This window comes from Streptomyces zingiberis (assembly GCF_012034935.1).
In the GTDB taxonomy this organism is placed as follows: Bacteria; Actinomycetota; Actinomycetes; order Streptomycetales; family Streptomycetaceae; genus Streptomyces; species Streptomyces zingiberis.
Map to the genome: position 1 here is coordinate 19,533 of NZ_JAATEN010000027.1, position 13,708 is coordinate 33,240.

The window sequence follows — 13,708 nt, forward strand, 5'->3', positions numbered from 1 at the left end:
GCCCCATGGGCCCCGGCCGGCCGCCCGTCCCCGGCCGGGGCGCCACACCCGGCACGGGCCGCTCCCCCGTCCCGGCGGCTGACGGAGGGGCGGTGGCGGCGGGGCGGTGGCGGCGGGGCCGTCAGCCGCCGGGCGGGGCCGGTCCCGTACTCCGCGACCGTTCCGCCCGGCGCCCCGCCCCGGTCCTCCCCGGTTTTCCCCGGTCCCGCGCCTCGCCGTTGCCCGCCGTTGCCCGCCGTCCCGTCTCCCCGTCGTCTCCGCCGCCTCCGTTCCGGCCGGCGCCCCCGCCCCGGTCCCCGTCCCCCGCCGACTTCCCCCTGACAGACCCCCCGACCGACCCACCGACAGAAAGGGCGCATGGCATGGCCCCGCGCTTCTTCCGGCAGAGCGCCCCGGCTCGGACACCCGCACCCACCGGGGCTTCCGCCCGGGCGGAAGCGGCCTCCGGCGCCGCCGCCCGGCCGTCCACCGATCCCTCCCCCTCCGGTTCCCCCTCCGGCCCGTCACCGTCCGCCGCTCCGCGCCCCATACCGACGGCGCGTCCGTCCCGGCGCGCGGACGGCAGCCGGCCCCGCTTCAGCAGCGATCAGGTCGGCTTCCTGGAGCAGGCGGCCGACCGGTACGGCGACATCTTCCGGTTCCGCCTCTTCGGCATGCCGGTCATCGTGCTGAACAACCCGGACCACATCCATCAGGTCCTGGTCGGGAACCGGCACAAGTACGACAAGGAGGTGCTGCTCTACAAGCTGGTCCGCCCGGTCCTGCGCAACGGCCTCATCACCAACCCCGGCGGCGCCCTCTACATGCGGCAGCGCCGCATGATGCAGCCGGCCTTCCGCCCCGCCGTGGTCGCCCGGTTCGGCGAGGGCATGACGGACGAGACGACCCGGATGCTCGACGCCTGGGGCGAGCGCTACCGCCCCGGGGAGGTGGCCGACCTCAGCCAGGAGTTCAGCGAGCTGACCCTCCACATCGTCACCCGCACCCTGTTCAGCGCGCAGGTGGGCGAGACCGCCCGGCGGTTCGCCGCGGCCTTCACCGAGACCAACGACATCCTCGGCCGCTTCTTCCGCTTCCCCTTCCCGCCGCTGTCCGTGCCGACCCCGGCGCACCGGCGGCTGCGGGAGGCCATCGGCCGGATGGACGCGTGCGTCTCGGAGTTCATCGAGCACAGCACCACCACCCGGCCCGCCGAGCAGACGGACGGGCAGACGGCACAGGCCGGGCAGGACGGGACGTCCGGCTCCCCCTCCCGGGGCGGCCAGGACATCGACCTCCTCCATCTGCTGATGAACGCCGTCGACGAGGAGGACGGCGGCTCCATGGACCTCGAACAGCTCCACCACGAGGTGCTCAACATCGTCGTCGGGGCGTACGAGACCACCACCAACGCGATGGCCTGGACGTTCCAGGTGCTCGCGGAGCAGCCGGAGATCGAGGCGCGGCTGCACGAGGAGGTGGACACCGTCCTCGCGGGCCGGCCGCCCACCATGGACGACCTGCGCTCCACGCCGTACGCGCGCCGGGTGGTCGAGGAGACGCTGCGGATGTACTCACCGGCCTGGCAGTTCATGCGCCGGGCACGGGAGGAGGACACCGTCGGCGGCCACCGCATCCCCGCCGGGGCGAACATCTACATGAACAGCTACCTGCTCCACCGCCGCCCCGAGTACTGGGAGAACCCGGAGGTCTTCGACCCCGACCGCTTCACCCCGGAGCGCTCCGCGGGCCGTCACAAGCACGCCTACATGCCGTTCGGCGCGGGGGAACGCATCTGCATCGGCCAGCACTTCGCCCTGGTCGAACTCCATCTCGTGCTGCTGACGATCGCCCAGCGTTACCGCTTCACCCGGCCGGCGGGCCAGCCACCGGTCAAGCCCAAGCCGCTGACCACCCTGCACCCCGGTGGCGGGGTCCATCTGGAGGTCCGGCCGCGCGCCACCGGCGACGGCGGCACCGGGCTCCCCGGGGCGGACGGGAGGGCCGCGTCGTGAGCGCCGCACCCGCCGCCTCGCACACCTCCGGCACCTCCCCCGCCGATGGCGGATCCCCCGCTTCCGGTGCAGCGCCCGGCGGCCGGGACGCGGACGGCCGGAAGCTCGGCCGCCGGCTCCGCCGCGTGTTCACCCTGCTCGGCCCGATGTACGTCAAGTTCGGGCAGATCCTCTCCACCCGGTCGGATCTGCTCCCCCCGGGCGCGGTCGAGGAGTTGCGGGTCCTCCAGGACACGGGGCGCGCGATGAGCCCGAAACGCACCGTGCGGACGCTGGAGAAGGCGTACGGCCGGCCGCTCGACCAGGTCTTCGCCTCCTTCGACCCGGTGCCGGTGGCGAGCGCCTCCATCGCCCAGGTCCATCTCGCCGTCCTCCGGGACGGGACGGGGACGGACAGGGCGGGAACGGACGGAACGGGGACGCACGGGGCCGGGGCGGAGAGGACCGGGCCCACCGCCCCGCCCGGCACCCGCGTCGCCGTCAAGGTGGTCAAGCGCGGGGTGCGGACCAGCATGCGGGTGCACCTCGCCCTGCTCACCGGACTCGTCCGCACGGCGCACACCCTTCTCCCGCCGTTGCGCCGGATGCGGATGCCCCAGCGCGTCGGTGAAATCGCCCGGCTCCTCGGCGAGCAGCTCAGCATGGTGAACGAGCGCTCCAACATGGAAGTGATCGGGGCGAACTTCGCCGGTCACCCCTTCGTCCGCATCCCGCGCGCCTTCCCGGAGCTGTCCGACGACCGGGTGCTGGTCATGGAGTACGTGGAGGGGCTGAAGGGCAGCGAGTTCGCACAGGTGGACCTGGCGCCGCGGGAACTCGCCCGCCGCCTCCAGGACATCCTGCTGACGATGCTCTACCTGGACGGCGCCTGCCATGGCGACCTCCACCCCGGCAACATCCTGCTCAGCCGGGACGGCCGCTTCACCCTGATCGACTTCGGTATCGCCGCGTACTACACGGAGGCCGAGAAGTGGGGCCTGACCTCCTTCAACAGCGCGGCGATCAACCACCGCTGGGAGCTGGCGGTCCGCCGCTTCACGGAGTACTTCGTCGAAACCGGTGACAGCGCCGGCAGGCCCGCCGGCCGCCGGGGCCGCGGGCGTGGAAAGGCCGCGGACACCGGCACGGAGACCGGCGCGCGGACGGCCGCGAACCCGGGCGCCGCCCGCCTCCTCGCCGACCCCGGCTATGTGGAGGCCCTCACCGCCGTCTTCGTCCACCACTTCAAGACGGCCTCCGGGCAGTGGTCGGGCACGGACTTCTTCAAGGACGTCAACGAGGTCCTCACCCGCCACGGCGTGGGGTACACCGCCGCGTACACCAAGGGTGAGCTGGCGATGCTCTCCTGCGAGGGCTTCATGGCCCAGATCGACCCGGAACTCGACATCTGGGAGAACACCCGCCGGTTCGCGGACCGTTACTCGCCGGCGCTCAGCGACGCCGTGCGGGAGCGTTTCGACGCGCACTTCGCCACCGCCACGCCCACCTCCCTGGCGCTGCGGGAGCGCGCCCGGGGCTCGCTGGTGGCCGCGACCCACCTCGACCGCTACTTCTTCCCCAGCGCCTACCCGCTCTTCGTCGCGGAGGGCGACGGCGCGGAGCTGACCGACGTCGACGGCAACCGCTACATCGACCTGGGCGGGGGCGGCGGGCCGGCCCTGCTGGGCCGCGGCCACCCCGTCGTGCGGGACGCCCTGCGGGAGGCGGCGGCCACCTGCAACATCAACGCGCTGGGCCACGAGTCGGAGATCGCCCTCGCCGAGCTGCTGACGGAGGCGTTCCCGGGGGCGGACCGGGCTGTCTTCTCCAACTCCGGTACCGAGTCCACGCTGCACGCCGTCCGGCTCTGCCGGGCGCGGCGCCCCGGGGCGCGGCGGATCGCCAAGTTCGAGGGGCACTTCCACGGCTTCTCCGACCAGGCGATGGTGAGTTCCTGGTTCCGGGTGGCGGGCCCCCGGGAGGAGCCCGAGCCGATCGCCGGTTCCCCGGGCACGTCGGCGGCGGCGGTCCGTGACACCCTCGTCCTCCAGTTCGGCCACCCGCGGAGTCTGGAGATCCTGCGCCGGCACGCGGCGGATGTGGCCGGGGTGCTGGTGGAGCCGCTGCCGACGACGTCGGGGCAGATCGACCGGGAGTATCTGACGGCGCTGCGGGAGCTGTGCACGGAGCTGGACATCCCCCTGGTCTTCGACGAGGTGGTGTCGGGCTTCCGGGTGGCGTACGGCGGGGTGCAGACGCTGACGGGCATCACCCCGGACCTCACCGTCCTCGGCAAGGTCATCGGCGGCGGGCTGCCCTGCGGGGCGCTGGTCGGCAAGGCCGAGGTGATCGAGTACGGCCGCGCCACGGGCGACCCCTTCCGGGACGCCGAGGAACGCGGCTTCCTCGGGGGCACGATGAGCGGCAACCACCTGACCTGCACCACGGGGCTGGCGGCCCTGCGCCACCTCCGCGACCACCCGGAGATCTACCGGGAGCTGGAGCGCCGCACGGGCCTCCTCGCGGACGGGCTGCGGGGGGCCGCCGCGGCGCACGGCGTCCCGCTGCGGCTGACCGCCCGGCACTCGGTCTTCTCCCTCACCTTCACCCACAAGGACCCGGCGTACTTCCGGGACACCCTGCACGGCGTCAACTTCCAGGCGACGATGGTGCTCGCCTACTGGATGCGGATGTACGGCGTCTACCTGCCGGAGCTGCACGCCTTCCTGCTCTCCGCGGCGCACACGGACGCGCAGGTGGCGGAGGTCGTCCGGGTCTTCGACCGCGCGGTCGGGGAGATGAAGGAGGCCGGTCTCTTCGTGCTCTGAGCGTTCCGGGGCCGCGCTCCGGCCCGGCCCCGGGCGCCTCCCCCGTCACCGTCCCGTCTCCCCGTCCCGCCGCTCCGGCACCGTCCGGGGAGCCGTCACCCGGGCCGGCCGGTCCGGACCGGCCGTTACCGGCCGTTCCGGACCGCGATCGGCCCCGGGCCGGTTCCGGAAGATCCCCACCGATGCGAACCGGACGGGATGGCGATAAGTTTGAGCCGGTCGGGGATCCAGCACGACGCGGAAGGGCCCCGGCCGGTTGTGAGCAGTGATGCCGACGGGGGAGCGAAACGGCGTGCCGACCTATCACGAGATCATCAGTACCGACCTGTCCAAGCTGACCACGGCCGCCGACCGCTGGGACGGCATGGCCGAGAAGTTCAACGCGGTGGAGCGGCAGTACAAGCGCGATGTGCACGGCATCTCGCTGGGCGGGGGCCCCTGGATCGGGTTCAGCGCCACCACCGCGGCTGTCCGCTTCGACCAGACGCTCAAGGAGTTGCAGGCCGCGCAGACCGAGGCGAAGGCCGTGGCCTCCATCCTGCGCGACGCCCACACCCAGTTCACCGAGCTCAAGCGCAAGGTCGAGGCGGCGCGCGACGAGGCGGTCCGGGCCGGGATGGCCGTCTCCGCCCAGGGGACCTGCCGCTACGACTTCTCCGAGCTGACCCAGCAGGAGGCCTACACCATCCGCCACGATCCCGATCTGCCGGAGATCGAGCGGTCGTGGACCTCGCGGATAGCCACCGCCGTGGCGGCGGTGGACGACGCGGACGCCGGGGTCAAGATCGCCCTGACGGAGGTCGTCAAGGACTCCAACCCCAACGACGGCACGATGAACGGCTTCAACGCCGACGCCCAGGGCGATGTCGAGGTGTACGAGGCCGAGGCGGTCGCGGACACCGCCCAGCGGATCGCCGACGGCAAGAAGGTCTCGGCCGAGGACCTGGCGGCGCTGGAGCGGGCCCTGCGCGACAACAGCGAGGACACGGCGTTCACCCAGACCCTCCTCACCACCCTCGGCACGGACGGCACGATCAGGCTCGGCAACGAGCTCAACGACCGGGTCCTCGACTCCGACGGCGCCGACCGCGCCCGCTACCGGGAGATCCAGCGCGAACTGGCCAACTCCGTCGCGACCGCCACCACGGTGCCCGGCTCCATCGCCCAGGCGCCCCCGGGCTCCCCGAAGTTCCAGCAGTGGCTGGAGAGTCCCGAGGGGAAGTTCTACCGGGAGTGGAAGGAGTCGCTGGACGAGTCCGGCACGAAGAACTTCGGCGAGGAAACCCAGCCGCTCCGCGGCTACCAGTCGTTCGTCTCCCTGATGCAGCACGCGGACGCGGAGTTCGACGACCAGTTCCTGTACGACCTCGGTGACGACCTCATCGCGGCCGAGAAGGAAACGCCGTCGATCTTCACCAAGTGGGGCTCCGGGCACAAGGGCATCGAGAACGACGCCCTCGACGGACTGCTCGCCGTGATGAGCCGGAACCCGGACGCGGCGACCGCCTTCCTCGACCCGAACGGGAACGGCACCGGAGCGAACCACGTCGGCAACGACCACCTCGCCTACCTCCTGGGCGAGGGCGACGGTGCCCGCGAGTGGCCCAAGCACCTCTACACCGGTTACACCGTCACCGAAATGGAGGACTACACCAGCCGGCTGGGCCTGGGCGCCGCCCTCGAAGCGGCCACCACCGGCCACCCGCCGCTCGCCGACGGGGAGCGGGCCGGCGAGCCGGGTCCGCACACCCCGGCGCAGGCCCGCGTCATGCAGAACACCATCGAGATCCTCGACCAGGGCGCGGGCGGCGAGGAGATCCATCACAACCTGCAGCGGAGCGTGGGCCGCGCCCTCGCCGACTACGCCGCCGACAACCACAACATCCTCGCCGAGAACGGCACCAAGTACGGCAGCCCGGGGGGCCTGGAACAGCCCTGGCAGAACGGCGAGGACGCCGGCATCACGGTCGGCAAGGACAGCCTGATGCGGGTCATGCGCGGCGCGTCCTCCGACGACCAGACCTACGCCCTGCTCCAGGACACCCAGCGGATGTACGCGATGGACCAGCTCGCGCGGGCCCCGGAGAGCAGCGGGGAGGGCCACGAGAGCTGGAAGAAGCCCGCCAGCGACCTCGCGGCCGTCACCGGGGCGATGAACTCCATCGGCTCCGACGTCATCTTCGACGAGCGCGACGGGAAGATCTCCGCCGCCAACGACCAGGCCAAGTACGCCTACCACGTCATCGGCGCGCCCATCACCGGCCTCCCGGTCTTCGGCGACACGGCGCAGCGCCTCGTCGACGCGGCGACCTACGAGTGGTCGCAGGACGTCATCTCCGCCGCCGAGTCCAAGGCCCAGGAACAGAACTCCGAGCACTACTCGGCCGGAGTCACCGGCACCTACGACCTGATCGACCGCTGGGCCCAGGACCGCGGAGTGGACATCAACGACGAGACGAACGCGGCGAACGACCCGAACTGGGACGCGTGGCAGGCCATGCGGCGCGAAGCCAAGCAGACCTACTCGGCGTCGCGCGGTGACGCCGCCGTCAACCTGGGCTGGGAGTGACCGACCGCATGAACGACGACACCGGCGCCCCGCCCGCCACCTCCGGCCCGGCCCCGTCCCGCCGGGCCCGCCGGTGGTGGCCGGCCGGGGCCCTCGCCGCCGTACTCGCCGTCCTGGCGGGTTCCTTCACCTACTTCAACACCAACGCGTTCGCCGGCGACCGCCTGTGCCACGGCTGGATCTCGGCGGACGAGGCGCGGGAGGTCCTCGGCGGCTCGCCGGGGCGGGTGAGCGCCGACGAGGACTCGCCGTGGTGGTGCACCGTGGAGCGGACGGGGTGGTTCCCCGGCTCCGGAGACGCCCGGCTCACGGTGCGGGCCGAACTGAAGTCCGCCGATCACCCGTTCGGCCGGGATGCCTGGGAGATGACCGGGGCCACCCATCTGGCCGCCGGGGGCGCCCCGGGAGCCTACGACGCCACGGGCGGCTGGACCCTGCTGCCGGCGTCCTGCGCGAAGGAGATCGAGCCGGCGAAGGCGGCCGGGTCCGCCACGCCGGTCCTCTCGGCCACGGTGAACTCCCCCTCCGATCCCTCCGATACCGCCGACCCCGCCGCCACGGCCCGGCTGCTCGCCTCGGCGGCCCGGTCCATCGCCGAGGGGTCCCGCTGCGGCACAGGCGAGGGGAAGGAGAGCGCCGGCGGGCCGGAGCCCCTGTACGCCCCCTCCGCCGTCGCCCGGACGAACACCGCCGCCGCCTGCGGCCTGCCCGGCTTCCGGCTGGGCCGGGTCACCGGCCCTCGCGGCGAGCAGCTCCGGCAGCAGACCTCGGGCGAGCTGACCTCGCCGGACGCCGACTGGTTCTGCGACCTCTCCTTCCGCGCGGCCGGCCCGCGCGGGAAGGACGTGACGCTCGCGCGTTTCGCCGTCGTCCGCGACGCCCGGCTGGTGGCCGCCCTGGGGAACCGTGGCTTCACGAGTGCCCGGTGCGCCGGCCGGGAGACCGTCTTCGCCTTCGACGACGTCTCCTCCCTCCTGGAGCCGGAGGACCGGGAGGCCACCGGCCTGCCGGAGACGGCCGCGCTCGCGGACCGCTACGAGGCGGCCGCCGCGAAGGCCCTGGAGTGCGCCACCTGAACCAGGACCGGCACCCGCCACGGTGGCGGAGCGCCGGCCCGAACCCCGATCACCAGCCGTACCAGCGAGAGAATCATCCGGGGGAGACAGAACATGAGCGGAAACGACAGCGGCGACCCGACCGCCCTGCGCCTCAACCAGACGCCCGGCGATCCCGGCGGGAGCCCGTACAACCCACCGTTCCCCGGCGGGCTGCCGACCTTCGGCTCCTCCCCGGAGCAGAAGCGGGCGGCGGCGAACGCGATCGAGAAGGACATCGAACCGGACAGCCGCAAGGCCGGTGACTGGGCGGAGGAGGCCACCGAGTCCGCCGTCAAGGCCTTCGAGGCGAAGGACGGCGAGGGCTGGCAGACCTCCGGCGCGCTGAAGAAGGCGCACACCACCTGGGGCACGCAGGTCACCACGTTGATGAACCGGCTGAAGTCGGAGAAGGAAGCGCTGCGCGCGACGAACACGGTGTTCCAGAACAACGACCTCGGCGTCGGCCAGAACCTGCTGCGCCCGCCCTCGGCCTTCGACGGGTACTGACGGGCACCGGGTACCGAGGGGCGCCGGGGGCGCGGGCCCCCCGCTGTGCCTGAGGTGTCTCTTCCCCTTCCCTTCCCGGCGCGGTGATCCGGTCGCCGGGCCGGGGGGCGAGGCCGGGGCTCTGAGGGGCAGGGGCTCTGAGGGGCAGGGCGCCGAAGGCGGGGCGCGGCGGTGTCGCCCTCGTGCCGCGACCGGGCCGCCGGTGTACCGGCCGCCCACACCCCCGGTCCGCCGGGGCTCTGCTCCCGCGAGCCCCGGCGGACCCCGCCGAACTCCACCGGACGCCGCCGGACCCCGCCGGAACTCCACCGGCCCCGCCGTCAGGCGTCAGGCTCCCGCCGTCACGCGTCCGGGCGGCGGGCGACCAGGAGGACGTAGCCGATCTCCGGCAGGTCACCGAAGCGGGGAAGGTCGTCGGTGGAGCCGAGGAACTCGTTCCCGGAGTCCTCGGTGCTCCCGCCGGCTCCCGCGCCCGCCTCGTCGCCGGAGGGGCCGGGGGCCCCGTGGGCGGCGGCGTCGCCCAGGATCTCGGAGAAGGCCCGGTAGGTGCGGCGGACGTTCTCCCCGATGTCCGTGAACTCCACCAGTTCCAGCCCGGCGGCCCGCACGGCCTCCCGGTACTCGTCGGGGCCGGGCAGCCAGGGCGCCTGGAACGCCTGGCACATCCGGTCGACGAACTCCTTGGTCTCCCCCGTGACCGGCCGGCGCAGCAGCACGTCGGCGACGACGAGGCGCCCGCCGGGCCGCAGCGCGCGGGCCGCGCCGGTCAGGGCGGCGGCCCGGTCGGACATGTGCATCAGCGACTCGATGGCCCACGCGCCGTCGAACTCCCCCGCGCCGAAGGGCTCCTGGCCGACGGGCAGGTCCATGGCGTCGGCGTGGTGGAAGGACACCGTGCCGGTGAGCCCCGCCCCGGCGGCCCGCGCCTGGGCGACGGCCAGTTCCTCCCGGCTGACGGTGATCCCCGTGACCCGCGCCTGCCATCCGGTGGCGATCCGGAACGCCGGGCTGCCCGTGCCGCAGCCGATGTCCAGCAGCCGCCCTCCGGCGGCGGGATCGAGCCGTTCGGCCACGAGGTCGGTGAGCCGGTCCGTGGCCTTGTCGAGGGAGCTGGTGTCCGCGTCGTTCTCCCAGTACCCGGAGTGGATGTTGCCCCCTGCGGCGCTGTCCACGACCTCGGTGTTCTCGTCGTAGAGGCGGCCGACGTCCTCCGAGGAAGGGGTCGGCGGGGCGGAACGCTGGGACTGGCTGGGCTCGGTCATACGGGGATCCTCCCCAGCCGTGGCGGGGTGCGGCAATCGGAGAACAGGCAGGCGTCGGGGCAGCGCGCCGGGCCGGGAGTGCGCGTCCGGCTGCCCCGCGGCGCCGGGCGCGACCGGGGCAGGGCCCGGCCATCCGTCCCGCCGGCGGTCCCGGGCCCGCAGCCCCGGAGCACCGCCCCGGGCGGAGCACCGCCCTGGCCGGACCGGCGGGCGGGCCGGTCACCAGGCGGACCGGCGGGGCAGACCGGCGCGCGGACCTACGGCTGATCCGCCCGTCCCCCCGAGGGACGCGGGTGCCGGGTGCCCCCGCCCCTCTGCCGCCGAGCTGCTCCCTTCGGACGCGTCCCCGTTCGTCCCACCCCGTCGTCCGTCCCACCCCGTTCAACCCGCCGCACCGCACGTTCTCCTCCGCCAATCGTGGTACGCGCCCCGTGTCGGCCCCGCCGTCCCGCCGTCCGCGGCCCGTCGGCGGGGCACCATGTGCGGCGCGTTCACCGCGTTCACCGTGAACGCCGTGAACGCCGTGAACGCCGTGAACGCCGTGAACGCCGTGAACCGCGCGGACGCCGGAAGTGACACGAGCACCGTGACAACGGCTCGGTCGGCTCGGTCCGCCGGGCCCGCGCAGCAGGAAGGGACACCGATGCCGACGCCTCTCCCCCGCCCCGGCCGCGGGGGCGCCCGTGCCGGGAGCGTCCGCCGCGCCGCCGTCACCGGGGTCACCGCCCTGTGCGTCCTGGCTCTCGCGACGGCCCCCGCGCGGGCGCTCGGCTCCGGGCCGCAGGGCCGTACGGTCTCCATCCGCACGGACCGCGCGGGCGCGTACTTCTACCACCACAGCGAGAGTCTGGTCGTCTCCGACTACCGGGCCGACGGTTACGGCGCCCGCGCCTACCTCACCTGGGGCGGCCGGAAGGTGTCCGTGTACGCGGGGGGCGGCCGGAACTCCACCGACGAGAAGAGGCTCGCCATCGCGGAGGGCACCCCCGTGTGGCTCCAGCTCTGCTACACCCAGCGCGGCCGGAACGTGCGGTGCGGCTCCACGCACAAGGGGTACGCCTGACCGTCCGGCAGACGCGTCCGGCGCCGCCGTGGCGGCCGTGGGCCGGCAGCGCCCGGCGCCGTCCGGACAACCGCCACAACCGGGTACGGCAGCCCGGGTGGGGACCCACGGCCACGGGGGACGGCCGCCGTCCCGTACCCGGCGGCCCCGGCGCCGTCCTCCGGCTCGCGGCCGGCGCTCACCGGCCGGGGTTGGCCCGGAGGAGGGCCGCGCCGAGCGGGGTGAGCACGTGCAGAACGGTGTTGCCGTGACGCGTCGAGGCGCTGAGGCCCGCTTCGCGCAGGGTCGTGGCGTGCTGGCTGGCCGTGGGTTCGGCGACGCCGGTCCGGCGGGCCAGCTCTCCGGTGGTGCAGCCGTCCTCGATGGCGCGCAGACAGGCGGCCCGGGTGGGGCCGAGCACCTTGGCGAGCGTGCGGGTGCCGGAGGCGGCCGGGGCGCCGGCGGGTCCCCCGGGCGCCGTCCACCACTCCGGCCCCCGGGGGACCGGATAGACCAGCACCGGGGAGAGACCGGGGTCGATCAGGGTCACCGGCGTGCGCCAGCAGAACGCGGAGGGGATCAGCGACAGTCCCCGTCCCTCCAGATGGATGTCGCGCTCGCGGGGATAGTCCACCTCCAGCACCGGGGCCTTCCAGCGCATGGCCGGGCCCAGTCCGCCGAGCATTCCCTGGCTGCCCCGGTCCAGCAGGGCCCGGGCGCGTACAGCCCGTTCGGCCTCGACGAGGGCGCGCAGCCGGGGCCAGACCGGGGCGACGGCGGCGTGGTGGTAGCCGCGGATCGCCTCGCCCAGCGCGGCCAGCGCCGCCCGGTCCCCGTCGGCGAGGGGACGCGCCCAGGCCGGCGCGGCGGGCAGGACGGCCAGTTCCTCACGCAGCCGGCGGCGGGGGGTGGCCAGCACGGCGTCAAGGCCCGCCGTCATCCCCCCGGACGCCTCCTGCGGCGTCAGGAAGTCGGGGAAGTCGCCCACGGGGGGCGCCAGATGACGCAGGAGCCTCAGGTGCCACCGGGGCAGACGGGCCAGCCCGGCGCGGACCCGCGCGCGCCACGGGTCGAAGACCGCCCGCCCCCGGCCCGTCCCCACGAGCGCGAGGCTGAGCACCGTCTCCCACAGCGGGTCAGGCGCACCGGCGAACCGGATGCGGGACAGATCCTCGCCGGTGAAATGCACACGAAGCACCACGGTCCCCCCGTTCCGGCGGCCCCCGGCCGCCGATTGCCGCCATTCTGCACGGCCCGCACCGGCGTGAACAGACGCGAGAGTCGAACAGAGAATCGAGCGCGGCCGCGGCTCCCGGCAGAGCGTGACCGGTTCCGGGGCGGGAACGGGCTGTCCGCCGGTGGTCCGTCCGGCGGTTCCGCTCCGTCAGCCCGCGGTGAGCAGCGGCAGGGCCGCCGGGTCCGCCAGGGAGAGCAGACGGATGGAGTCCCGGCCGCTCAGCGCGCGCCACAGGGGGCGCAGCACGGGATCGGTACGGGCCGGCGGCCCCTCCGTGGCGAAGTAGTAGCTCTCGGCGAACTCCCGGACGGGGGACGCCGCCACGGCGGCCTCCCTCACCCCGGCCGTATCGGCCGTACCGCCGCCGGCCGCGCCGTCCCCGCCCGCGCCGTCTCGGCCCGCGTCGTCTCCGGCCGCGTCGTCTCCGGCCGCGTCGAGGCCCCGCTTCCCCGGCCGCTCCGCCGGCCACTCCCCCGCGCCGGCCCCGTTCCCGGCAGGCCCGGGCGCCAGCCTGATCAGCACCATGCCGTAGCGCCGCAGCCCGCCCCGGGTGAGCGCGGGCTGCGCGTAGGGGACGTCCAGCGCCAGGCCGCCGTGGCGGTGGTAGAAGCGGAGCCGGCGGGTGGGGTCGCCGTGCGGGCCGTCGTCGGGGGCGTGCGCGAGCGGGTGGTCGGCCTCGGTGAGCGTCACGGCGGGCCGGAACCGGCGCTGCCAGCCACCGGTCACCTCCGCCATCAGCCGGCCGCCGAGACCGGCCGCCCGCATGTCCTCCCGGACGGCCAGATAGGACAGCAGGAGGACCCCCGAGTCCGCGAACACCTCACCCACCGCCGCGCCCGCCGGTGCGCCCTCCCCGTCCAGCACGACCGTGACCACGCCCCGGCCGCCCGCGGGTACCGCCCGCAACTGCTCACGGAGGAACAGTTCCTCCGGGGGGAATCCCGGGCGGAGCAGATCGTCGTAGACGGCGTCGAGCAACGGGCTGTCGGCGGGCAGGTCGACGGTGCGCAGGACGGCCTCCGGGGGCTGGCGGCCGCGGCGCGGGCCCGCGCGAAGCGGGGGCGGGCGCGCGGAGCGGGGGGACGGGGCCTACGGAGCCTATCCGCCGGCCGCGGCCGGCACGCCTTCCCGGCCGACGTGGCGCCTCGCCGGTTCCGGGCCTGCGCCACCCGCGCCCGGCTGCTCCCCTGTCC

The 13,708-nt window shown here is 74.5% G+C and carries 9 protein-coding genes; 6 read left to right on the forward strand and 3 right to left on the reverse strand.

The features are described 5' to 3' along the window. The first annotated feature begins 362 nt into the window (after positions 1 to 362). The 5 genes from HCK00_RS24540 (at position 363) to HCK00_RS24560 (ending at position 8,974) form a co-directional block, all read left to right on the forward strand. Positions 363 to 1,994, forward strand: coding sequence for a cytochrome P450 (locus HCK00_RS24540; RefSeq protein WP_168104226.1), 1,632 nt, complete (start codon positions 363 to 365; stop codon positions 1,992 to 1,994). Continuing rightward, a complete protein-coding gene (locus HCK00_RS24545; RefSeq protein ID WP_168104227.1) occupies positions 1,991 to 4,801 on the forward strand; it encodes an aminotransferase class III-fold pyridoxal phosphate-dependent enzyme in 2,811 nt (936 codons plus the stop codon). Before HCK00_RS24540 ends, HCK00_RS24545 begins: the two co-directional genes overlap by 4 nt. A 292-nt stretch (positions 4,802 to 5,093) precedes the next feature. Then, on the forward strand, positions 5,094 to 7,370 hold the full coding sequence (locus HCK00_RS24550) for a hypothetical protein (RefSeq protein ID WP_206320899.1): 2,277 nt from the start codon (positions 5,094 to 5,096) through the stop codon (positions 7,368 to 7,370). 8 nt (positions 7,371 to 7,378) lie between these two features. Next, entirely contained in the window at positions 7,379 to 8,446 is a 1,068-nt protein-coding gene (locus HCK00_RS28300; RefSeq protein WP_168104228.1) for a hypothetical protein, read from the forward strand. 93 nt (positions 8,447 to 8,539) lie between these two features. Next, positions 8,540 to 8,974 carry a hypothetical protein gene (locus HCK00_RS24560; protein ID WP_168104229.1) on the forward strand — a complete coding sequence of 145 codons (435 nt, stop codon included), beginning with the start codon at positions 8,540 to 8,542 and terminating at the stop codon, positions 8,972 to 8,974. Positions 8,975 to 9,315: 341 nt separating this feature from the next. Here the strand turns inward: HCK00_RS24560 and HCK00_RS24565 are convergent, their stop codons facing one another. Then, complete coding sequence (locus HCK00_RS24565; RefSeq protein WP_168104230.1) at positions 9,316 to 10,236, reverse strand: methyltransferase domain-containing protein; 921 nt, start codon at positions 10,234 to 10,236, stop codon at positions 9,316 to 9,318. A 643-nt stretch (positions 10,237 to 10,879) separates the two neighbouring features. On the opposite strand from HCK00_RS24565, the gene HCK00_RS24570 reads away from it, so the two are divergent. Further along, the gene (locus HCK00_RS24570) at positions 10,880 to 11,299 is read left to right on the forward strand and encodes a hypothetical protein (RefSeq protein WP_168104231.1); all 420 of its coding nucleotides are present in this window, start codon (positions 10,880 to 10,882) and stop codon (positions 11,297 to 11,299) included. A gap of 178 nt (positions 11,300 to 11,477) precedes the next feature. Here the strand turns inward: HCK00_RS24570 and HCK00_RS24575 are convergent, their stop codons facing one another. Continuing rightward, positions 11,478 to 12,479, reverse strand: a complete 1,002-nt coding sequence (locus HCK00_RS24575) for an ArsR/SmtB family transcription factor (protein ID WP_311765470.1) — start codon at positions 12,477 to 12,479, stop codon at positions 11,478 to 11,480. 183 nt (positions 12,480 to 12,662) lie between these two features. Next, positions 12,663 to 13,493: a GNAT family N-acetyltransferase gene (locus tag HCK00_RS24580; protein ID WP_168104232.1), complete on the reverse strand. Its 831-nt coding sequence runs from the start codon at positions 13,491 to 13,493 to the stop codon at positions 12,663 to 12,665. Between the last annotated feature and the right edge of the window lie 215 nt (positions 13,494 to 13,708).

What these genes read in the sequence shown, in the direction of transcription:
- HCK00_RS24540 (WP_168104226.1), top strand. Translation starts at nt 363, where the DNA reads ATGGCCCCGCGCTTCTTCCGGCAGAGCGCCCCGGCTCGGACACCCGCA.
- HCK00_RS28300 (WP_168104228.1), top strand. Translation starts at nt 7,379, where the DNA reads ATGAACGACGACACCGGCGCCCCGCCCGCCACCTCCGGCCCGGCCCCG.
- HCK00_RS24560 (WP_168104229.1), top strand. Translation starts at nt 8,540, where the DNA reads ATGAGCGGAAACGACAGCGGCGACCCGACCGCCCTGCGCCTCAACCAG.
- HCK00_RS24565 (WP_168104230.1), bottom strand. Translation starts at nt 10,236, where the DNA reads ATGACCGAGCCCAGCCAGTCCCAGCGTTCCGCCCCGCCGACCCCTTCC.
- HCK00_RS24570 (WP_168104231.1), top strand. Translation starts at nt 10,880, where the DNA reads ATGCCGACGCCTCTCCCCCGCCCCGGCCGCGGGGGCGCCCGTGCCGGG.